19 protein-coding genes and 1 other annotated feature are annotated in these 22,744 nt (G+C 27.9%); of the genes, 16 read left to right on the top strand and 3 right to left on the bottom strand.

The genetic code is table 11. The features are described 5' to 3' along the window. Positions 1–193: 193 nt before the first annotated feature. The 10 genes from QX51_RS02240 (at position 194) to QX51_RS02280 (ending at position 14,218) form a co-directional block, all read left to right on the top strand. Complete coding sequence (locus tag QX51_RS02240; protein ID WP_052232832.1) at positions 194–1,549, top strand: Ig-like domain-containing protein; 1,356 nt, start codon at positions 194–196, stop codon at positions 1,547–1,549. Between the two features lie 65 nt (positions 1,550–1,614). After that, positions 1,615–1,824, top strand: a complete 210-nt coding sequence (locus QX51_RS02245) for a hypothetical protein (RefSeq protein WP_039678289.1) — start codon at positions 1,615–1,617, stop codon at positions 1,822–1,824. Between the two features lie 213 nt (positions 1,825–2,037). Continuing rightward, positions 2,038–5,349 (top strand): bifunctional germination protease/germinant receptor pseudoprotease CspBA, encoded by a 3,312-nt coding sequence (cspBA, locus tag QX51_RS21390; protein WP_082007783.1) that lies wholly within the window; start codon positions 2,038–2,040, stop codon positions 5,347–5,349. Beyond that, positions 5,333–7,063 (top strand): bile acid germinant receptor pseudoprotease CspC, encoded by a 1,731-nt coding sequence (gene cspC / locus QX51_RS02255; protein ID WP_242842675.1) that lies wholly within the window; start codon positions 5,333–5,335, stop codon positions 7,061–7,063. Before cspBA ends, cspC begins: the two co-directional genes overlap by 17 nt. Before the next feature lie 113 nt (positions 7,064–7,176). Then, complete coding sequence (locus QX51_RS02260) at positions 7,177–7,392, top strand: CDIF630_02480 family spore surface protein (protein ID WP_052232834.1); 216 nt, start codon at positions 7,177–7,179, stop codon at positions 7,390–7,392. Between the two features lie 157 nt (positions 7,393–7,549). Beyond that, positions 7,550–7,798: a binding site (T-box leader), on the top strand. Positions 7,799–8,009: 211 nt separating this feature from the next. Then, on the top strand, positions 8,010–9,407 hold the full coding sequence (asnS, locus tag QX51_RS02265; RefSeq protein ID WP_039678290.1) for an asparagine--tRNA ligase: 1,398 nt from the start codon (positions 8,010–8,012) through the stop codon (positions 9,405–9,407). A 100-nt stretch (positions 9,408–9,507) separates the two neighbouring features. Beyond that, a complete protein-coding gene (locus tag QX51_RS02270) occupies positions 9,508–11,607 on the top strand; it encodes a S8 family peptidase (protein WP_052232835.1) in 2,100 nt (699 codons plus the stop codon). A 10-nt stretch (positions 11,608–11,617) separates the two neighbouring features. Next, positions 11,618–12,487, top strand: a complete 870-nt coding sequence (locus QX51_RS21110) for a S8 family serine peptidase (RefSeq protein WP_242842676.1) — start codon at positions 11,618–11,620, stop codon at positions 12,485–12,487. Next, the gene (locus QX51_RS21115) at positions 12,447–13,289 is read left to right on the top strand and encodes a S8 family serine peptidase (protein ID WP_242842677.1); all 843 of its coding nucleotides are present in this window, start codon (positions 12,447–12,449) and stop codon (positions 13,287–13,289) included. Before QX51_RS21110 ends, QX51_RS21115 begins: the two co-directional genes overlap by 41 nt. Positions 13,290–13,345: 56 nt before the next feature. Then, positions 13,346–14,218, top strand: a complete 873-nt coding sequence (locus tag QX51_RS02280; protein ID WP_330376025.1) for a patatin-like phospholipase family protein — start codon at positions 13,346–13,348, stop codon at positions 14,216–14,218. Positions 14,219–14,248: 30 nt separating this feature from the next. On the opposite strand, the gene QX51_RS02285 is transcribed toward QX51_RS02280, so the two are convergent. Next, positions 14,249–14,803: an MBL fold metallo-hydrolase gene (locus QX51_RS02285; RefSeq protein WP_330376026.1), complete on the bottom strand. Its 555-nt coding sequence runs from the start codon at positions 14,801–14,803 to the stop codon at positions 14,249–14,251. 343 nt (positions 14,804–15,146) lie between these two features. Between QX51_RS02285 and QX51_RS02290 the strand changes: the two genes are divergently transcribed. The 3 genes from QX51_RS02290 (at position 15,147) to QX51_RS02300 (ending at position 18,280) form a co-directional block, all read left to right on the top strand. Beyond that, on the top strand, positions 15,147–16,508 hold the full coding sequence (locus QX51_RS02290) for a zinc ribbon domain-containing protein (protein WP_161791887.1): 1,362 nt from the start codon (positions 15,147–15,149) through the stop codon (positions 16,506–16,508). A gap of 15 nt (positions 16,509–16,523) precedes the next feature. Beyond that, positions 16,524–17,204: a zinc ribbon domain-containing protein gene (locus QX51_RS19305; RefSeq protein WP_052232836.1), complete on the top strand. Its 681-nt coding sequence runs from the start codon at positions 16,524–16,526 to the stop codon at positions 17,202–17,204. 206 nt (positions 17,205–17,410) lie between these two features. Further along, the gene (locus QX51_RS02300; protein ID WP_052232837.1) at positions 17,411–18,280 is read left to right on the top strand and encodes an alpha/beta hydrolase; all 870 of its coding nucleotides are present in this window, start codon (positions 17,411–17,413) and stop codon (positions 18,278–18,280) included. 207 nt (positions 18,281–18,487) lie between these two features. Here the strand turns inward: QX51_RS02300 and QX51_RS02305 are convergent, their stop codons facing one another. Then, positions 18,488–20,056 (bottom strand): oligosaccharide flippase family protein, encoded by a 1,569-nt coding sequence (locus QX51_RS02305; protein WP_039678293.1) that lies wholly within the window; start codon positions 20,054–20,056, stop codon positions 18,488–18,490. A 205-nt stretch (positions 20,057–20,261) separates the two neighbouring features. Between QX51_RS02305 and QX51_RS02310 the strand changes: the two genes are divergently transcribed. Genes QX51_RS02310 through moaC form a run of 3 tightly spaced genes read left to right on the top strand, consistent with a single transcriptional unit; the run spans position 20,262 to position 22,026 of the window. Then, positions 20,262–20,765, top strand: coding sequence for an RNA polymerase sigma factor (locus QX51_RS02310; protein ID WP_039678294.1), 504 nt, complete (start codon positions 20,262–20,264; stop codon positions 20,763–20,765). Then, the gene (locus QX51_RS19310; protein ID WP_052232838.1) at positions 20,755–21,516 is read left to right on the top strand and encodes a DUF6241 domain-containing protein; all 762 of its coding nucleotides are present in this window, start codon (positions 20,755–20,757) and stop codon (positions 21,514–21,516) included. The genes QX51_RS02310 and QX51_RS19310 overlap by 11 nt, the downstream gene beginning before the upstream one ends. A gap of 18 nt (positions 21,517–21,534) precedes the next feature. Continuing rightward, positions 21,535–22,026 (top strand): cyclic pyranopterin monophosphate synthase MoaC, encoded by a 492-nt coding sequence (moaC, locus tag QX51_RS02320; protein WP_039678295.1) that lies wholly within the window; start codon positions 21,535–21,537, stop codon positions 22,024–22,026. A gap of 58 nt (positions 22,027–22,084) precedes the next feature. Here moaC and QX51_RS02325 read toward each other — a convergent pair whose 3' ends face one another. Beyond that, a complete protein-coding gene (locus QX51_RS02325; RefSeq protein ID WP_330376027.1) occupies positions 22,085–22,516 on the bottom strand; it encodes a prolyl-tRNA synthetase associated domain-containing protein in 432 nt (143 codons plus the stop codon). Between the last annotated feature and the right edge of the window lie 228 nt (positions 22,517–22,744).

Genomic DNA, 22,744 nt, shown 5'->3' on the forward strand with positions numbered 1-22,744 from the left:
GTTATAATTTATAATAATGTAAAAAATAAAAATAATGAAATTTAATAACTTAATTTGAATTATTTTGGAATAATATTTGTTTAAGATTATACAAGGATTTATATATATTATAAATAATAATAATAGTAAATAAGATTTTTATTTTAGGGTATATTAGACCAAATATATAACATCTATTTAGAGGAGGGTGGAGATGAAAAAAATTGATAAAGATAAAAAAATAATATTGATAGTTGTACTTCTCCCTCTATTATTTTTTGTTCAGTATTATCTCTTTAAGTCTGGAGTAGCATCTCCCATGATTAAAGGTGTAAATATTAAGATAATAGAAGGCGAGTATATACAAGATATAGATAAATATGTAGTAAAACTTGGTGATAGAGTAGTATTATCACCAGGAGATTATATTAAAATTCCTCAATATGCTAAAGATCCAAAAATAAAATTTACTATTTTAGATAATACAAAAACAATAGAGCTTAAAGATAATAGTAATAAAGAAGAAAATACGGTTATATTGAATGCTCTTAAAACTGGATATACTTCAGTTGCAATAATGAAAAATTCAAGAGTATTACAAAAGGTTACTATTAGAGTTGTTGATCCATCAATAGAAGATTTAAATATATCAGTAGAAGGTAAGTTGAAGTATGTGGGTGACGAAGCAGAGATTAATAGCTCTGTTGAAGTAGATTATAAAGAGTTTAATGACACCTATGATGTGACTTATGAAAGCTCCAATGAAAATGTATTAAAAGTGATAAATAATAAGATAAAAGCTGTTGGAGTAGGTAAAGCGACTATATATGCAAAATCAAAGGATAAAGTAGAAGCTATACGATACACTATTGTAGCTAAGGTTAAAAGAATTGATATAGATAGTAGCTTTGATATTGTAGTGGGAGAAGGAATTAAACTAAAACCAAAAATAATTACTGAGCCACAAAATCTAACTCCGCCTCAAACTTCTTATAAATTTTCACAGTCTAAGTTACCTGTGGAAAGGGCAGTAACATTTGAAGAAGATGGAACTATCGTTGGAATAAGACAAGGTAGTGAGCAAATAACCATAAGTTGTGGAGAAGGAGAAAATAAAAGAATTGAAGTGGTAACCATAAATGTAAAAGAAGGAACACTAGAAAATAGTATGATAAGAAATCTATTCTCTAAGCATATTATTGAAGATAATAAACTTAAAATTGCCTTAAGTTGGGATATTTTAAATGGAGCCACAAATTATGATATATACATTAAGGATAATATAAATGGTGAGGCTGGATTTGAATTATATAAATCTATAACACAGGAAGAGTTTTTAAAAAATTCAAATGTAATAATAAGTATAGATTTAAATGAAGATATTAATGAAATTGCATATGAAATTTATGTGGTTGGAAGAAATGAAGAAGGAACATCAAAGCCAAGCAATATTGAAAGTATAAAAGATAATATTATAAAAGATAATGATGACGAAGAAAATGATAACGATAATGAAAATATAGATGACAATGAAGATAAGGAAGAGGAAGTAGTGCCTGATGAAACTTAATTTACTCATAATATATAGATACTTTAATATATATTAGTAAAAAGAATAATTAGGAGAGAGTTATATTGGAAAGAAGAGCTAAAAGAATTAATGAAATATCAAAAAATTTGGCCCAAGAAGCTTACAAGGCTTATGCTGGTAAAAAAGATTATAAAAGAGCTCTAGAAATATACTGTTTACTAGCGGAATCCAAATGTGTTCCAAAAGAAATCTCGAATTTCTCTAAAAATATGATGGGAAGACTTAGTAAAAAAATTGAAGACACCCATCACTAATTAAAAGTCCCATTTTATATGGGGCTTTTTCAATTGTAAGGATTTTATATTTTATCTGGCATATGTATAAAATAAAAAAATAACATATTTAAATGAAAATATTTCGCCGACACGTCGCTCAAGCGAAGCGAATTTTTTATGCATTAAAGTTTTCAATCATCATAAATAGGAATATGAGCAAATATAATTAATATAGAATTATATTTGCTTATAATGGAGGTGATTAATATAGATTATGAAGTAGTTGTTAAATATAACGGAGATATATTAAAACTAGAGACAGAATTAGGTGTAAGTGTGGAAATTTTAAGTCCTATATATGCCATAATTACAGCTGATAATCCAGATAAATTTGAAAACCTATTAAATTATAGTGAAATAGAATATGTGGAAAAACCATTTATATTAGAAACACAAGATGCCCAAAGTTTTTCTAGCACAGGTATAACTAGTTTTAAAAATAGAACAGGACTGACAGGAAAAGGTACTATTTTAGGTCTTATTGATTCTGGAATAGATTATACACTTCCTATTTTTAAAAATGGTAGTGGAAAATCAAAGATATTATATTTGTGGGATCAGTCTATAAAAGGTACACCACCAGAAGGCTTTAAAGAAGGAACCTTATACACAAATGAAGATATAAATCAGGCTATAAATGGTGAAAAAAGCATTCCTATATCTATAACAGCAACTCATGGCACTCATGTGGCAGGAATTGCAGCTAGTATTGCAAATGATGCAGATATCATATTCGTTAGAGTAGGAAATAGGCAAACAGACTATTATTCTAGAAGTACAGAATTTATGAGAGCAATCAAATTTATATTAGATAAATCTCTAGAATTAAATAAACCAGTAGCAATAAACATTAGTTACGGAAGTAATGAAGGATCTCATAGAGGATTATCTTTATTTGAACAATATATTGATGACCAATGTTTATTCTGGAAAAATAATATAGTTGTTGCAGCAGGAAATAATGCCAATAAAGGAGGACATAAAAGAATTCAACTTACTGAAAATTCGGATGAGGAGGTTGAAATTGTTATTGGCGAAAATGAAATGATTATTAATATAAATATTTGGCCAGACTTTTTAGATGAATTTTCAGTAACGGCAATAAATCCATCAAATCAATCATCTCAAGCTTTGTCATTAGATAATCCTAATATTAGCAACACAGTAGGTAATACAAGAGTAACGGGCGTTTTTTATCCTATAGAACCATACTCTCTTGCAAGAAGAGTAACGATAAGATTATCTTCAACATCACTTGAACAAGGTGTAAATTCAGGTATATGGAGATTGAGGTTTAAGCCAATAAAAATAGTAAATGGTCAAATAGATTTATATTTGCCAACATCTGAAGGAATAAGTAAAGATACAAAATTTCTTTCACCAAATAATATTTTAACAGTAACAGTACCAGGAACTGCAAGTAGAGTTATAACCGTAGGAAGTTTTGATTCGAGAACAGATACTGTATCTATTTTTTCAGGGAGAGGGGATGTAAGCCTAGGAATAGATAAACCAGATATATTGGCGCCAGGAGAAAATATTTTATCTTATTTGCCCGGAGGAACTACAGGTTCTCTTACAGGAACAAGTATGGCAACACCTCATGTGACAGGTGTATGTACTTTGCTAATGGAATGGGGCGTGGTTCAAAGGAATGATTTGTATTTATATTCTCAACGATCCAAAGCACTTTTGATAGATAATGCAAGAAGGATAGAGGGTCAAACTTATCCATCAAATGATTTGGGATATGGATTTTTAGATATGAGGAATATTGAATTAAGATCATATTCTAGCAATGAAATCGGTAATTTATTTCGATCTAATAATATAAATGATACTAATTTTAGACAGGAAGAAGCCTTATCCAGTGTTTTTGTAATTATGAGACCTGGATTTATTGAGGGATTGAGGAGAATAGGATTAGAAGATAGTTTTACGAGGATCTCAGAAAATGTAGGTATTTTAAAAGTTGCACCTGGATATGAAGAAGAGTTAATAAGATTATTTGGATCTAATGTTACTGTAAGATCTATAAATATAGTTAGCATGGAACCACTAGGAGCACCAGCTTCTGGAGAAATTGGTGGAATAAATGCAAACGAAGAAATTGGTGTGAATTTTATAAAAAATAATCCAAATCTAGATGTAACAGGAAGAGGCGTTCTTATTTGTGTAGCAGATTCAGGGATAGATTATTTACATGAGGATTTTATATATGAAGATGGAACTAGCAAAATAGCTTATATATGGGATCAAAGCAAAGAAGGTAATCCACCTGATGGTTTTTATATAGGGACAGAATACACAAAAGAAGATATTAATAGAGCAATAGCAGAGAGAGATAACAGTTTAACGCAGGATGAAACAGGGACTGGAACATTGATTAGTGGAATATGTGCAGGTTTAGGTAGGGTGAAAAAAGAATATGAAGGGGTGGCACCTCAGTCAGAGTTGGTAATAGTAAAATTAAAAACGGAAAATGGATTTACTAATAATGCATATTTTTATGCAGCAAGACAATATGCAATTGCAAAATCACAAGAGCTTCGAAAACCTATAATAGTAAATGACTCTGTAGGTAATATTTTGATAACGGGATATATAAGAGGTATTGTTGATTTAGAATTATCTCTAATAAATGGATATTGTGAAGTATCGGCAATTGGTAATGAGGCTAATACTCAAGTTCATACAAGAGGAACAATTAATAATGTAGGCGAAACTAAGGATGTTGAATTTGAGATAACTGATACAGAACAAACTTTGAATATTTATATGTGGGTAGAGAGGCCTGATCGGATGGATATAAAAATCATATCTCCAAGTGGTGAAGAAAGTAAATCAATTGTGTCAGGATATTACGAAACAATAAGTGGAGATTTTAATTTTGAAAATACAAAATATATATTAAACTATGTTTATCCAACTACGTTTTCAGGCCAACAATTAGTTCAAATTGCTCTTTTAAATATAACTAGAGGGACATGGAAACTAAGATTAACTGGTTTATATATAACTATCGGAAATTATAATATATATATGGATAATAGGGTTTTTTTAAATGAAGGTACTAATTTTGATAATCCTGACCCTTTTTATACAGTTAATTTTCCTGCAACTCAAGACTATGTTATATCAGTAGGAGCTTATGATTTACAAAATAATAATATGTGGCCACCATCATCGAGAGGTCCTAATATACAAAATCAATTAAATCCTGATATCATAGCTCCTGGAGTAAATATTATTGGACCTTACCTTAATAATACCTATGGAAGGTTAACTGGAACAGCAGCAGCAGCGGCCTATGTAAGTGGTGCTTGTGCTTTATTTTATCAATATACAATAGTAGATGATAGATATCAATATGAAGGATTTACACCTAATATGAAAGCTTTTTTACAGTTGGGAGCAACAAGAAGTGGAGGAACATTATATCCAAATAATATAGCAGGATATGGAATACTGAATGTTAGAGGAGTATTTGAACAATTTAGATAGGGGGGAATATAAAATTAGAATAAAATCATACATCATAATATACCACTTATCGCAGCAAGAATTAGAAAAAGGTCTAAGAGATAATGGTATAGATAATTTTATAGTTTTAAATAGGCAATCTGCAGTTATTTATCTTCCAGAAAATTATGATACTGAAAAACTTAAGAATATAGATGTAATAGATTGGTTGGAAGAATCAGTGCCTATGAGCTCACTTATTAATATTACAAATAATTTAAATGATGGAATCAATGTTGTTACGGCTTCTGGAATAGGTGCATTCAATAACCCTTATGTCAAAGTAAGTGGTGAGGGAATATTAGTAGCTATAATAGATTCAGGGATAGATTACTTAAATGAAGATTTTATAAATGAAGACGGTACTAGTAAAATAGTTTCAATGTGGAATCAAGATTGTAATATATCAGAACCACCAGAAGGGTTTATTTTTGGCTCAGAGATATCTAGGGATGAAATAAATGATGCAATAAAAGACAATAATAAAGATTTATGTGTAGATGAACTTGGAACAGGAACTATAGCTGCAGGGATTATTTGCTCTGGAGGTAGAGTGAATAATAATTATAGAGGAATTGCACCAAATGTTGAGTTAGTAGTAGTTAAGCTTAGACAATACGAAGACACATATACAAAAGGAAAAATAAATTATGAAAGTACAGATTTTTTTGCTGCTATAGCTTATGTAATATCTGTATCTAAAGAATTAAATATGCCCCTAATAATAAATTTATCTGTAGGTGCAACATCAACATCATTTTACAACATATCAATTATTAATACTTTTACAGAATTATATCAATCAGGAATAGTAATTGTTAGTGGCGCAGGAAATGAGGGGAATACAGACATTCATTTTTCGGGTCAAATTAATAAAGGAATAACTTTTGATAAAGGGGACTACCAAGATATAGTTTTACAAGAGGGAGACGACACGAATCTGGATATTACTATAAATTTTCTTGGTGCAGATAAAGTCCGTGTAGCTGTAATATCGCCATCAGGCGAAATTAGTAAAATAGGTGAATATAGCCCTGAAAATATAGTAGTTAATGGTAGTTTTAATTTAGAAAATACAGGATATACTATAGAATATACTCTGCCGTGGTTGTTCTCAGGAACTACTGTCATAAATATTAAGCTAAGAGATATTAAGCCTGGTATTTGGACCATTAGAATTATTCCAGAGTATATTATAAATGGAAATTATAGCTTATATATTCCAAATAGAAATATTATATCTCCAACAACAAGGTTTTTAGATGCAGATTCATCTTTTACTATTACTAGATTTGGCCTTGTAAGAGAAGTAATAACAATTGGTACCTACAATGAAAAAACAAATTCCATGTGGCTGGGATCATCTAAAGGTCCTCATGGAGAAAATGAAATAAAGCCTGACATTGTAGCTCCTGGAGTAGACATTATTTCTACTTTTTTAAATAATACTTATAATACAGGTACAGGAAGTGGAGTAAGTTCATCTATAGTTTGTGGGATTTTAGCATTAATAATGGAATATATTTTAAATCAAACTGACTTACCAAGATACTCACTTTATAATGAACCACTAAAAACATATTTAATGATTGGAACAACTCAAAATAGTTTATATTCCTACCCAAATATATCACAAGGTTTTGGTCTTTTAAATTATCAAAATACAATAATAAAAGTAGCTAAGAATATTAATTAAAAATTTATTATAAAAATCAAATCAAATATGAATTATTATAGAAATTTAGTAAAAAATAATAGAAATAAATTGATTAAGGAGGGAAAGAAATAATAATACAAAGGAGGACTTAATTGAATATAAATAAAGACAACTTAAATCATGGAGTAAGTAGACAACTTAGTGGAAAAGATAACGAAAGATTATACTCAACTACTCCAGTGAATAATGCCTATACAGCAGCAATATTAGACAAAGCCGACGAATATCCAGATAGCAAAGTATCTATCCCATCCTTAGATAGTGTAGAAGAAGCTAAAGACTGGGTAGATAATGGTAGTAAAACTTAAAAGATTATTAAAAAATAGGGAGTATAACTCCCTATTTTAATTTTAAACAATTACATAAAATTAAAATGAATTGGATATAAATAAGTATTAAAAAATACTTATTGACATTATCTATTAATTGATATATTATTAGAATTACCAAAATTAATAAATAAAAACAAATGCTGTGAAGGGAAGAGTAATTATATTTTGAAGTCTAAGCGAGCTGGTTATGGTGGGAGTCCAGTACAGATTATATAGTGAAAAACATCCTGAAGCTACTAAGAGAAATCTTTTATAAGAGAGTAGATTTAGTCGGAACCAAACCGTTATCATATTGGTGATGTATGATAGTACATCAATAGAGTTGAACTTAATGTGAGTTAAATTAGGTGGTACCGCGGAAGTACAGTCTTTCGTCCTAAATATTTAGGATGAAAGGCTTTTTTTATTTCAGATAAATAATTATTTTACTATTTGGTTTTGGGAAAAGCTGTATAAATATGTAACTTTAAGGCAATAAAAATAAAAAATTAGTTTTTGTTAAATAATATTTTTATTATTTTAATTAAGGTATAATATTAATTAAGAATATTTTTAAATAAAATAGATAAAATACTTAAATAGGAGGTAAAATTATGCAAAAAGATTTTATACAAGTAAAAGATCTTTACAGAGATAAAGAACAATACATAGACAAAGATGTAAAAGTGGCTGGGTGGATAAGAACATCTAGAATTTCAAAAAACTTTGGATTTATAGAACTAAATGATGGTTCATTCTTCAAAAACATGCAAGTTGTATTAGATGATAAATTAGAAAACTTTAAGAATATAGGAAAGTTACCAATAAGCTCTTCAATATTAGTAGAAGGTAAATTAGTAGCTACAGAAGGGGCTAAACAACCAGTTGAGATACATGCTACTAAAGTTGTAGTAGAAGGTGAGTCTGATAACTCATATCCTCTACAAAAGAAAAGACATACAGTAGAATATCTAAGAACAATAGCTCACTTAAGACCAAGAAGTAATATGTTCTCAGCAGTATTCAGAGTAAGAAGTGTGGCAGCTTATGCTGTACATAAATTCTTCCAAGAAAGAAACTTTGTATACTCACATTCACCAATAATCACAGGAAGTGACTGTGAAGGTGCAGGAGAAATGTTTAGAATAACTACTCTTGATTTAGATAATGTTCCAAAAACTGAAGAAGGCAAAATAGATTATTCTGAAGATTTCTTTGGAAAAGAAGCTAACTTAACAGTTTCAGGACAATTAAATGCTGAGATAATGGCTCTTGCTTTTAGAAATGTTTACACATTTGGACCAACTTTCAGAGCAGAAAACTCTTATACAGGTAGACATGCTTCTGAGTTCTGGATGATAGAACCAGAAATAGCATTTGCTGATTTAGAAGATAACATGGAACTTGCTGAGGATATGGTTAAATACATAATCAACTATGTATTAGAACATTGCCCAGAAGAAATGGAATTTTTCAATGCATTCGTAGATAAAGGATTATTAGAAAGATTAAACAATATAGTAAGCTCTGATTTCGTAAGAATAACTTATACTAAAGCAGTAGAATTATTACTTGAATCAGGACAAAAATTCGAATATCCGGTAGAGTGGGGAATAGATTTACAAACTGAGCACGAAAGATATATAACTGAACAAATATTTAATGCTCCAGTATTTGTAACTGACTATCCAAAAGATATAAAAGCATTCTACATGAGATTAAATGAAGATGGAAAAACAGTTAGAGCTATGGATTTATTAGTTCCAGGTGTTGGAGAAATCATCGGAGGTTCTCAAAGAGAAGAAAGAGAAGATGTATTATTAGAAAGAATAGAAGAATTTGGATTAAATAAAGAAGATTACTGGTGGTACTTAGAACTTAGAAAATTCGGTACTGCAACTCATTCAGGATTTGGTCTAGGATTTGAAAGAATGATAATGTACTTAACAGGTGTATCAAACATAAGAGACGTTATACCATTCCCAAGAACTCCTAAAAATTGTGAATTCTAATATTAAACAAATAAAATAAAGGTGACTTATTACAATTTAATTGTAATAAGTCACCTTTTTGTATATATATTAATAAAGCCTTTTTTAGGAGGTGGTTAATATGGAAAAAATATGCTTAACTATTAATGATAATAAAAGTAGAAGCATAGCTTTTCAAGTTACAGAGGAAGAAAAAGAAATAGATATTCATATTTATACAAATTTTAAAGAAGGTATTAAAGTTTGTGTAATAAATCCTTCTAATAAAAGAACAAAATTTATATCAAAGAATAAAAAAGAAATTAAAAACATAGTAGAAGATATAAAAATAAAGGGAGAGTATTTTGATTTTAATGAAATTGCATCACGGATAAAAATTAGAATAAAGATAACTAGCAAAAAAGATAAGAAGAATAGTATAAATCCAGGTATCTGGAAAATACTATTTGTTCCTTTGGAAAAGGTCAATGGAAATATAAATGCATATATTAATTACTCAAATTCTTTATTAGAGCTAAAAGACATAATGAAAATGAATAGGTATGACCCTAGGCTTAATAATATTGGAACTGGATTCGTAGTCTTATACAAATATGGATTTGAAGAAGATCTAAAAAAAGTAGCTCCTACTTACAATTTCTTTAAAATTAGCGACAGAATAGGTATAGTCTTTGGAGATGTAGACTTTGAAGATAAAAATTCAGTAGATATTTTGATGAAGGTACTATCTATACCAACTGCAGAAAGAACTATAGAAATTGTAAGACCAAACTCTTTATCAATTATTTCTCATGAAATTTCCAAGGGTGTAAATGCAAATGAAGATATAGGAGTTAATTTTTTCAAAGATAATCCAAATCTTACCTTAAGCGGAAAAGGTGTTTTAATTGGAGTAATTGATACGGGAATTGATTATTTACATCCAGATTTTATCTATGATGATAATACTACAAAAATAGCATACTTGTGGGATCAAAGTAAAGAAGGGAATGCACCAGATGGATTTTATATTGGTACTGAATATGATAGAGATGAAATAAATAAAGCTATTAAAAATAAAGACAATTCTTTATCTAGTGATGATGTTGGTAGTGGAACTATGTTAGCTGGAATTATGGCAGGTATGGGAAAGATAAATAAAAATTATGTTGGTGTTGCTGAAGATGCGGAACTAATAGTAGTAAAAATGGGGACAATAGATGGACACTATAATAATGCTATGTTAAATGCAGGATACGATTATATATATAAAAAAGCAAAGAAATTACAAAAACCTGTTGTTGTTAATTTAGGATTTGGAAGTAATAGTTTTGTTGGAGCATCAAATAGGAATTTGACGGAGCTAACATATTTCATGAAAGAGGTATGCTTAGTAAATGCAGCAGGTAATGAAGGAAATACGAATACTCATAATAGCGGAAATATACTATTTAAAGGTGATGTAAAAGATATAGAACTAGAGGTTGATGATAATGAAGAAAATATAATAATTGAAGTTTGGATTAATAAACCAGATACAGTAAAAGCAGAGATAATATCTCCAACTGGTGAACCGAGTAAAGCATTGGATGTATCATACTTTAATACAATAGTTGGTAAATTTGATTTTGAATCAACATTTTATTCTATCGCATATATATTTCCAACATTTTTTTCTGGTCAACAACGAATAATTATCAATCTAAGTAATGTAAAAAAGGGAACTTGGAAAATAAGGCTAACAGGTGAATATATAACAAATGGAATATATAATGCTTATTTGCAAAATAGAGTATTATTAAAATCTGGTACTAAATTTACAGATACAAGTCCAAGTACAACTATAAACTTTCCCGCAACATATAAAGATAATATAACTGTAGGAGCTTATGATACTATTAATAATACATTGTGGCCATCATCATCTAGAGGGTATACTCTAAGCAATATTTTAAAACCGGATATAGTAGCACCTGGAGTAAATATAATAGCACCATATCCAGGTGGTGGATATGCAACTATAACAGGTAGCGCACCAGCAGCAGCTTACACATCAGGATGTATAGCACTTTTATTACAATACAATATAGTAGATGAGAATTATCCTAGACTAGCATATGTACAAAAATTGAGAACATTTATTAGAGGAGGTGCAACAAGGTTTAATAATATATCATATCCAAATCAAAGTACAGGATATGGTATTTTAAATATAAAAGGTACCTTCAATCAATTAAGGTAGGTGAATTTGCATGAGTAAATCTTATACTATTTTATATCAGGGAGATATAAAAACTGCATTAACTAAACATGATATACTTGATTTTATGGTATTAAATGAAAAACTGGCAGTAATTTATGTAGAGGATAGCTTTGATGAAGTAAAAATATCAAAAATACCGGAAATATGTAGTTGGGAGAAGGAGGAAGTAATGAGCTCTCTAATTGACATAACAAATCAATTAAGCTTTGGTATAAGTGCATCATATGCTTCTGGAGTAAATTATGTTAATAAAAATCCATATATCAATGCCAGTGGTAAGAATGTATTGATTGGCATAATAGATTCTGGAATAGATTATTTACATCCCGATTTTATCAATAATGATAATACCACTAAAATTGTGTCAATATGGGATCAAGGTAGCGATAAGAAAAATTCACCCCAAGGTACTATTTTTGGAAGTGAATTTACTAGAGAAGATATAAACAAAGCTATAAAAGATAATGATAGTACTCTAACAACTGATGAAATAGGAACTGGAACTATAGCTGCAGGAATATGTGCTGGAAGAGGGAAATTAAATTCTGAATATTTAGGAGTAGCTGTTGATAGTGAACTAGTGGTTGTAAAACTTAGACAATATGAAGGAAAATTCAAAAAAGGTGTAATACATTATATTAATACGGATTTTTTAGCTGCTATTAAATATGTACTAGACATTTCTAAAAGAGAACAAAAGTATACTATTATTAATTTAACAGTAGGAGGTAGATCTTCATCAGCACTCATAGCTACTTACTTAGATACTTTCACTTACTTAAGTAGTTCAGGAATAGTACTTGTATCAGGAGCAGGAAATGAAGGAAACACAGATATTCATTATCAAGGTTTTTTTTAATGATCATAATTATCAAGATGTAAAAATACAAGTGGGTGAACAAAATTATTTAAGAATATGTGTATCTTCAGTTGGACCAGATAAAATAGGAGGATTAATTATTTCTCCATCTGGAGAGTTAAGTTTTAGGGTGGATTATTCTCCTGATAACTATATATATTATGGCAAATTTAATTTGGAAAATACAACTTATGAAATGAATTTAATTTATCCGTGGATTCTTTCTGGGAATCAAGAATTAATAATTAATCTTGATAATATTAAACCAGGTATATGGACTGTAAGGTTATATCCAGAGTTTATTATAAATGGAGAGTATGATATTTATTTACCTAATAAAAACTTAATGTCAAAAGATACTAGGTTTATTGATCCAAATTCATTTTCAACGATTACTATGTATGGAAGTGGAGAAAATGTAATTACTGTAGGTACTTATGATAACAAGACAAATAGTATTTGGGTAGGATCATCAAAAGGACCTATGAAAGGAATAGGTATAAAACCAGATATAGTTGCGCCTGGAGTTGATATAATATCAGCATTTATAAATAAATCTTATACAACATCTACAGGAACAGGAGTAAGTAGCTCCATTGTTTCTGGAGTATTAGCTGTAATAATGGAATATATAGGAAGTCAGGGTTCTTATCCAGGAAAAACATTATATACTCAGTTACTAAAAACATATTTAATGATGGGAGCTGATAAAAAAGCTATCTACACTTATCCAAATGAGTCAGGAGGTTATGGAGACTTAAATTTGGAGAATACTATAAAAGCAATTGCAAATAATTTATAAATTGTAATAATTTGACTATATCTACTGAAAGAATTATATTTAATATAGAATAAAAGATGAGGAGTGACACAGTAAGTATGATAGAAAGTGGATTGGTAGTTGAAGGCGGTGGAATGAGGGGGATTTATACAGCAGGTGTATTAGACTTTTTTATGGAAAAAAATATTTATTTTGATGATTGCTATGGTGTATCAGCTGGGGCATGTCATCTATCAAGCTATTTATCAAAACAAATAGGAAGATCTTTAAAAGTAACCTTAGATTATATTAATGATAAAAGATATTGTAGTATCAATAGTTTAATAAAAACTGGTGATATGTTTGGTGTAGAAATGCTTTATAATCGTATACCAAATGAATTAGTTTTGTATGATTATGAAACTTTTAATAAATTTAAGGGCAACTTTTATTCTGTTGTTACTAACTGTAAAACAGGAAAAGCCGAATATATGAAAATACAGGATATGAAAGAAGATATAGTGACTGTAAGAGCATCTAGCTCATTACCTTTGCTTTCTAGAATTGTAGAAATAAATGGAGAAGAATATTTAGATGGAGGAATTAGTGACTCCATACCAGTAAAAAAATCTATAGAAGATGGACACCGTAAAAATGTAGTTATATTAACTAGAGATAAAACTTATAGAAAATCTAAAGCAAGCTTCTTAAATATATTTAAAATAAAATATAAAAAGTATCCCAACTTGATAAAAGCCATTGAAGATAGATACAAAATGTACAATGATACCATAGATTTTATTGAAGAAAAAAGAAAAAGTGGTGAAGTATTTGTAATACAGCCTAAAGAACCCGTTAATATTAGTAGAGTTGAAAAGGATAAGACAAAACTAAAGGCTCTTTATGACGAAGGTTATAATGATGCCAAAGAATGTTATGAAGATTTAATTAAATTTATAAATGAAAAATAAAAAGCACTTACTTAGTGCTTTTTATTTTTGTCACTCTATAGTTTTCCAAATTAATTTATTGTTTACAAACTGTATTTGAATTTTTTTATCGTCATGTAAATATGATAAGAAAGAACGTACAGTGATACCTATTAAAACATATTGGTTAAAGTCCATTTTTAGATTATAAAATGAAAAAACTCTTTGTAAGAGTTCTTCAAAAAATAAGCAATCTTTACAAAATTCACAAATTTTATAACCGATTTCTTTTATCTTATTAATATTTATATCTGCTAAATAAGTAATATCCTCACAAGGATTAGCATGAGATGGAATAAACAGTTTACTGTTAATCTTTTTTACTTTGTCTAAAGTATTTAAATATTCTTTAACATCATAAATAAAAGATAGATGATACTTATTTATTATATTTTCTCCAAACAAACAATCAGCAATAAAATATATATCATTGTCAGTTTTAATTCCAATCATTTGAAAAAAATGACCTGGAAGACTTATATATTCTAATCCATCTGGAAGATTATTATCCACATCACCAGTGATATTACTTGGAGTTGCCATTAAAAATTTATTTCGAAGTTCCATTTTTTGTAAAAAGTTATTATCACCAATATGATTTTCACTGGAGCGAGTATTTATTATAAGTTTGAGATTCTATTCATTTTTATTTAAAATTTTATTTATTTTTTTCCTGCATCTTTGTCGTTGCCACTATCAATTAAGCGCACATTCTTATTATTCATTTTATAAATTCCAATTTTATCAGGACAATTTATATAGCAGGTGTTATTACCTGATTTAACTAATTCATACATATTATCATTTCCTATTATTTTACAAGTATATACAAAGATTGTATAGAAAATTCATTATTGCAACAATATAAGTTAAGATATGTACTTTTATAAATATTAAATAATAAATTAAGATGAATATGGAAGAAAGCTTAAATAAAAGTAAGTATGATAATTATTCAAAAGAAGATGGTAGCTTAAATATAAAAGAAAATATTAATTATTTTACCATAGAAAAAGACAATAGAACTAATTGTCCTAAATGTGAAAATGAAGTAAGCAGAGAAGACATTTATTGTAATAATTGTGGTGAAATTTTAGAAAATATTAAAAGTAAAAGAGAAAAATTTATAAACCAGCAGGGTGAAAAAGCTAAATTTAAAGATATAGCTTCTAGCTTTGACTTAATTAATGGTTTAAAAGTATCAGGACTAGCTATTGTTATATTATTTGTTTTATCTCTAATAATTAAATTCATGTTAGTTGGAAACAATAATCAAATTAGCGAATTAATAAACCCACTACATATTATGTTGTTTAGTAATTTAGCAAATGTAAATATTTTCATGTCTCTTTTTATGAATAGTGCTCAGTCAAGTGTAAACTTTGGTTTTTTAATTTTATTAATATTGCCAGTAGTATCATTTATACTACCATATAGTATATTTATGAAAAAAAGAAATACATCTTTTATAACTCATGTGAAAAATTCTTTAGGAGTAGCAATAATTTACGCCCTTGTATTATGTGTAATATCTAAAGTATCTCAAGTAGAAGTTAGTTTATCTAATGGGGTTAACCAATATGGATATGGAATTTTCTTTAGTTTTAGTACATTTAATGTTTTATTTAAAGGGTTCATAATAGGATTTATCTCAGTGTTATTTATGGGACTTAAAAAAGAATATGAAAAAGAAAATATGATTGCAGGAGTATTAAAAATAGCTTTAAAAACTATTTTTATAGGATATATACTAATATTAATAATATCAACAATACTATATTTTGCAAATGTAAATTATATTTTTGATTTAGGGTTAAACTCTTATACAGGAGATATATCTTTAGGTGTTGTTTTAAGCCAACTTGCAATATACTTATGGGGATTTGCAAATTTAATACCTGTAAGCCTTGGTAGTGGATCATTGTCAATATTATCTTTGTTTAATTCGAATATTTCCTTAGATTTAATGTTACTTCTAGGAGCTATGATTGCGCTATCTGCATTAATATTTATCATAGTTGGATGTAAACTAGAAAGTAAATATAAAAGTAAAAATATAAAACCAGTAATAATATTTAGTGGATGTTATGCAGTGATTATAGCAGTAATTGGTGTTCTAACAACAATATACATAGGAGATAATGCTGCATCAATGTTAACTTCTTTAAGTGCTATACAAATGGGGTTCAACTTTATAACAGGAATGATTATTTCATTTATATATAGTTTAATAATGACTTTAATAGGCTATAAATTAAATATTTTTAATTAATTTTGGAGGAAGAAAATGAAGGATATGAAATTATCTAATATACAAAAAGAGTCAGAAAAAATAAAAATAAAAAAAAGTATAAATGACTGTGAAGATTTAAAAGCACAGGTATTACTAAAATTAGGAATAATGACCTTTGATAAAATAAGAAAAGGTGAAATAATAGATATGGATTTTGATATTTTATGTGATGAGATAAAGAATCTTGATATAGAAATATATACAAAGTATATGCAACTTAGAAATTTTGAAAAAGAAAGTAAAAAAACTACTTGTCAATGTGGTTATGTTGCATTTAAAAATGAAAAGTTTTGTCCGCAATGTGGTAAAAGTTTAATTGAAGAAGAAAAATTATATATAACATGTGAAAATTGTAATGAAGAAACAGAAAAAGATTCTAATTTCTGTTCTTGTTGTGGAAGTAAAATAAAACAAGAATTCACACACTATGAAGATGAAGTATATTGCATGGATGAAGGTGAAAGATTAGAAGAGTGCATATTGGAAGAAGAAATACCAGAAGTAGATATGGTAGAAGAAGATTTTGGGAAGGAATTTTTAAAACAACAAGAGGAATTAGCTGTAGAAGATAATAATTTAGAAAATGATATAGCGATAAATGAAAATAAATCAGAAGAAGAACCAATAGAAATAGAAGGAAGAGAGTTCTTAAAAAATCATCAAAATCATATATAAGAATAAGCAAATAGGAGATATGAAAGAGTTAGAAATTAGCTTTTTTATATCTCTTAAATTATGTTATATAAAGTTTTATTTACAATATTGTAAATGAAACTTAAGAGAATATAAAAATTGTAAGAAAATTGATGCATTTATTAGGATGAAATGATTAAATTTATATGTTAAAATATAATGGTAGTTAAAAATTTTGGAGGGATAATATGAAAAAAAGGAAAGCAAAGTCAAACAGTGAAAATAAGTATGATACTTTTAGTATTACTATGGAATTAGAAAGACCTTTGCTTTACAATGATGAAAACAATACGGAAAATAATAATAAACAAAAAAAAGAGGATAAGTCAAAAATAATAAAAAGAAGAATTATAACTCTTTTAACTGTATTAATTATATTTGTAATAGGTTTTTTCATATGGTTAAGTAATGGATATTTTTTACAAGCAAATGACATGAAATATTTACAAAGTAATTCTAAAGTAGAGGTTACTGTTGACGGAAATTACACATACTTTACTCCAAAGAATGTAAATGCAACAAAAGGGTTTATTTTTTATCCTGGTGAAAGGGTAGACTCATCATCTTATGCAAAACTATGTAACAATGTTGCAAGTTATGGATATAAGGTAGTAGCTGTAGATATGCCTTTTAATTATGCTAACTTTGGAAAGAACAAGGCAACAAAAGTTATTGAAGATAATCCACAGATTACAAAGTGGGTTATAGGAGGGGACTCCATTGGAGGAACTGTTGCTTGTGAATATGCTGTAAACAATAAAAATGTTGAAGGTATAGTATTAATATCATCATATCCTAGAGAAAATATAAGTGAATTAGGTTTTAAGGTATTATCTCTTTGGGGAAGTAAAGACAATGTTGTAGATTATAAAGAGTTAATTAATTCTAAAGAACAACTACCAAAAGATACAAAATATGTAGAGATAGAAGGCGCAAATCATTCTCAATTTGCAAACTATGGCATGTATAGTGGAGATGAAGAAGCTTTAATTAGTAGTGATGAACAAATGGATATAACAGTGAGAAATATAGTTAATTTCTTATATAATATACAATAAAAAGAGTTTGCATTTAGCAAACTCTTTTTACATACTAGGACATTATAATATTTTTACACTTGTGAAGAATCTATAGGATTAAGGAATACCAACGATTGTAAAATTGTAAAAAGTATATTTTGAGCAACGGAGTTGCCTAAAGTGTTAACGAAGGCATCTCGTTGGCGATATGAGCGAAGTGAATTTTTGTTTTGAAGAATTTTAATCCTATATTTGTTTGTAAAGGCCGATATTCTCCCATTTTCCTTTTTTTACATCTTTTTTAAATCCATCTGCAAACCATTGAAGATCTGTTTTTCTAATTGATTTAAATAGAATAAGCATTATAAAGTAAATAAATAAATCTAATACTATATTTATAAAAATTGAATTTTCAATATGTAAACAATAAAGAATAATCTTTGTTGCATAGCTAGCTAAGGTTATGGATAAAGCTGGTTTTAAAATCCAATCCAATATGTCAAATTTAAGTTTTGTTACTTTTAAGATCTTTATTACGCCTAAAGAAGTATTAAATGTTGTACTTATGAATAATACTAATACAAAACCTTTGATACCATATCTAGGTATCAAAAAAGTTATTGCACTGATTCTTACAAACATATCAATTATATTATATTTTAAAGTTGTGACTTGTAAGTCTAGAGCATTTAAACTACCATCAACTATTTTATCTAGGTACATAAAAGGAATTAAAGGAGCTAGAATTCTTAGCAAATATCCAACTTCTTCACTTTTATAAAGTCCAACGCCTAGTTCATTAGAAAAAACAATAAATATTCCTGTGGCAAATACAGCAATAAGCATAGTAAATTTAATAACTCTAGAAATTATGTAATTTACTGTATTCTTTTTATTCAATGCATTGGCCTCTGCAATTTCTGGAATAATCAATGTAGAAAATGATGCTAAAAATATAGACGGAAATACTAATAGAGGCATTACCATTCCTTTTACCATACCAAAAATTGATAAGGACATGGAGCTAGAAGAACCATAGAGCCTTAGAGATTTTGGTATTAAAATATCTTCCACAGTTTTTAAAGATGTTTGTATGTATGCACTAAAAGCCAAAGGTATGGCAACTCTTATAATCTTAAAAAATGAATACTTATCTGTAATGTTTTTACATAGTGTAATATGTTTCTTTTCAAATATGTACAATGTATAAGAATAAAAGGCAGAACAGATATTTCCAATAGAACTACCAACAGCAATAAGAGCGCAAGTATAATCTAATCTTCCTGTGGAAAAAGATGTTATACATAATGAGACAATACTAATCATGACTAAAGTTTCAATAATATCGGCGCTAATACATTTTACTACTTTTCTACAACCATAGAAGTAACCATTTAAGCAACAAGATATTCCAACAAAAGGTAAAGAGCAAGATAGAATTTTTAGTGGTATAATTGCCCTTTCATCTTGAATCCACGCTATTGATATAAATTCTGATAAGTTAAATAGTAAAATTCCTGTTAGTATACTTAGGAATAAAGTATAAAAAAGACCTTTTATTATTATATTTTTTACTAAATGATTATTACCTTTTCCGAGTTCTTCAGCTACAAGCCTTGTCATTGTAACCCTAATACCAGAGATAGCCAGTGTTTGACATACAACATTAATACTCATAATAAGTTGAAATAAACCCATACCTTCCGCACCAATTTTATTAGACAAATAAACTCTAAAGGCCATACTTATAAAACCAAGAGTCATAGTGGAGGCTGTGAGCAATATGACGTTTATCAGTAAGTTTCTTCTCTTCATAATTATCTCCTTGTAATAATAGAAAATATTATTTTAAATTTATATATTATTTATATGCGTAAAGGAGTATAAAAAGTATTAATAAAATATCTATTTAGATTTACAATTATTGAAGATAAGTGTAAAAAAGTGTAAAATGATTTAAGGAGAATATTTAAAAACATTGACATTTTTATTGAAACAATTCATTTGAGAGGAGAGTTTTATGGGGTTAACCTTATTAGAAAAAGCTATTGATGGTGATAAAAAGGCTTTAAAAGAGCTTATGATAAGAAATAGTGAATACATTTATAAATTAGCTTTTCTTCATACTAAATATGAAGAAGATGCAAAATCTATAATGAGAAGATCAGTTCTTTATATTAATGAGAATATCTATAAATTATCAAAACATGATAATTTTGACAAATATATAATTAAAGTTACAATAAAGCATATAAACGAATATTTAGAAGAGATGGGAATGGTAGAACAAGATAATAATAAGGATTATATAGATGAAAATGGATACATTGATATATTTAAGGGAATAGACTTATTAGATGTTCATTCAAAGAATGTGGTTGTTTTAATATATTTTTATAATATGTCCTATAAAGAGGTGGGAGATATGCTTAATATGAATGAAAGTACTGTAAAATTGTATCTTAGAAATTCCTTGAAATTTATGAAAGATAATATAAAGGGGGATTTTGAAGATGACAAATGAGAAGTTAGATAATAGTACTTTAAATGATATAGATTTTGAAAATATTGATATAGAAAAAAATATAGATAAAGATATAGATGAATATATAAAAGAATTTACTATAGATAATAGTGCTTTGGATTTAATATCCATTCCACACAATCTTGAAGATAGTGTTAAATTACCTTTTAGAGAAGTAAAAAAGGAAAAAAGAAAAAATATAAGTTATATAATTTTAGATATTGTTATTGTAGGCATAATTTTACTACCTGTAATGGGAGTGATTTATCCTAACATTTTTGTAAAAGTTCCAAAGATTTATAATATTTTTGAAAATATAAATGAATTTATTCAAGTTGATAATTTAAAATCATTTATTGGTATAGGACAAGAAGTTATTGAAGGTAGTGGATCTTCTTCTGTGGAAACTATTTATATAGAAGAAAAAGATGTGGTAGAACCTAAAAATAATAATGAAGCTATTAAACTTATCCATTCTCTAGCTAATACGATAGTAAAAGCTGAGTATAAGTGGCAATGCAGTGAAGTGACACCTAAGACAATAGATGTAGCATTAAAAGGTGTAGATAAAATTAAAGATGATTATGATAGAATGCATTTAAGAAACTCTTTAACAAAATGGAAAAATGGAGACTTTTCCAATGCAGTGGAGGTTCACAACTATGTATGGGAAATGTTAGATGGAAATGTGGGGAAGGCAGAAGAGTTGGATAAAGATGAAATACAAAAAATACTTAATAAGCATTATTAAATAAAGGGAGGCTGTAAAATGGATACAAAATTAAATCATTTCGACTCAAAAGGAAATGCCATAATGGTAGACGTTACTGAGAAAAATATTACAGAAAGACAAGCAATAGCTACAGGAAAAATATTTGTAAATGATGATACATACAAAAAAATAGTGGAAGGAAATATGGCAAAGGGGGATGTTCTTGCAGTAGCTAGGGTAGCAGGTATAATGGCTACTAAAAAAACATCAGATTTAATTCCTATGTGTCACCCTTTAATGTTAACAAAGTCAAAAATAGACTTTGAATTTAATGAAGAAGAAAAGAGTATTACAGCTATTTCTTTAGTTAAACTAGCAGGTAAGACTGGTGTGGAAATGGAAGCATTAACAGGAGTTAATGTGGCACTTTTAACAATTTATGATATGTGTAAGGCGATAGATAAAAATATGGTTATTTCAGATATTCATTTAGTTGAAAAGTTAGGTGGAAAAAGTGGTAAGTTTGTTTTTGAAGGAATAAATAAATAAAGTTTTATTAAATTAAAAAAGCTCTGTTATCTTTTTAGATAATAGAGCTTTTTAATTATTATATATTGACATAAAGAATTTCATTTCCAAAGGTACTTATAAACTTAATCATATCATCATAGCTTATAAAAACTGTAGCAGTATTTACATTAGGATGAACTCCTATAAGAGCTTGATTTTTTAAGTCATCATCTATAACAACATTTACGCATTGGTCCTTATCATTGATAATACCTAGAGGTGTAACAGCACCTTTTAAGAGACCTAGGTATTTTTCTAATCTTTCTTCAGAAGCGAAACTTAGAGTACTAGATTGAATCTGTGATTTTATTGACTTTAAATCAGCCTTCTTATCTCCCTTTACTACCACAAGATAATGTTTTTCTCCATTGTAATTTTTCAAAAAAAGATTTTTAACTATATGGCCTTTTTCTTCTAAGTTTAAATTTTCCGTTTCTTCAATAGTATAAACGGGGGATGATCTATTAATTCATATTTAATATTTAGTTCATCTAATTTTTTTAAAACTTGTTCTTTCTTATCCATATATTTCTCCTTATTTAAATTGTTTATTTTAATTATATCTATAGTTACATATTTTTGTATAATAAAAGCTATTAAATTAATAATTTTCTAGTTATAATTAACTAATAATGTTAAAAATAAACTATAAATAAATTGAAATGGAGATAAAGATGGAAAAATTATTTTATAATTG

It is taken from the genome of Terrisporobacter othiniensis, from assembly GCF_000808015.1.
GTDB lineage: Bacteria > Bacillota > Clostridia > Peptostreptococcales > Peptostreptococcaceae > Terrisporobacter > Terrisporobacter muris.

Excerpts from the sequence above, each read along its gene's own strand:
- QX51_RS02280 (WP_330376025.1), top strand. The coding sequence starts at position 13,346 with ATGAGGAGTGACACAGTAAGTATGATAGAAAGTGGATTGGTAGTTGAA.
- QX51_RS02240 (WP_052232832.1), top strand. The coding sequence starts at position 194 with ATGAAAAAAATTGATAAAGATAAAAAAATAATATTGATAGTTGTACTT.
- QX51_RS21115 (WP_242842677.1), top strand. The coding sequence starts at position 12,447 with ATGAAGGAAACACAGATATTCATTATCAAGGTTTTTTTTAATGATCAT.
- QX51_RS02305 (WP_039678293.1), bottom strand. The coding sequence starts at position 20,056 with ATGAAGAGAAGAAACTTACTGATAAACGTCATATTGCTCACAGCCTCC.
- QX51_RS21110 (WP_242842676.1), top strand. The coding sequence starts at position 11,618 with ATGAGTAAATCTTATACTATTTTATATCAGGGAGATATAAAAACTGCA.
- cspBA (WP_082007783.1), top strand. The coding sequence starts at position 2,038 with ATGGAGGTGATTAATATAGATTATGAAGTAGTTGTTAAATATAACGGA.
- asnS (WP_039678290.1), top strand. The coding sequence starts at position 8,010 with ATGCAAAAAGATTTTATACAAGTAAAAGATCTTTACAGAGATAAAGAA.
- QX51_RS02285 (WP_330376026.1), bottom strand. The coding sequence starts at position 14,803 with ATGGAACTTCGAAATAAATTTTTAATGGCAACTCCAAGTAATATCACT.
- QX51_RS02300 (WP_052232837.1), top strand. The coding sequence starts at position 17,411 with ATGAAAAAAAGGAAAGCAAAGTCAAACAGTGAAAATAAGTATGATACT.
- moaC (WP_039678295.1), top strand. The coding sequence starts at position 21,535 with ATGGATACAAAATTAAATCATTTCGACTCAAAAGGAAATGCCATAATG.
- QX51_RS19310 (WP_052232838.1), top strand. The coding sequence starts at position 20,755 with ATGACAAATGAGAAGTTAGATAATAGTACTTTAAATGATATAGATTTT.
- QX51_RS19305 (WP_052232836.1), top strand. The coding sequence starts at position 16,524 with ATGAAGGATATGAAATTATCTAATATACAAAAAGAGTCAGAAAAAATA.
- QX51_RS02270 (WP_052232835.1), top strand. The coding sequence starts at position 9,508 with ATGGAAAAAATATGCTTAACTATTAATGATAATAAAAGTAGAAGCATA.
- QX51_RS02310 (WP_039678294.1), top strand. The coding sequence starts at position 20,262 with ATGGGGTTAACCTTATTAGAAAAAGCTATTGATGGTGATAAAAAGGCT.
- QX51_RS02290 (WP_161791887.1), top strand. The coding sequence starts at position 15,147 with ATGAATATGGAAGAAAGCTTAAATAAAAGTAAGTATGATAATTATTCA.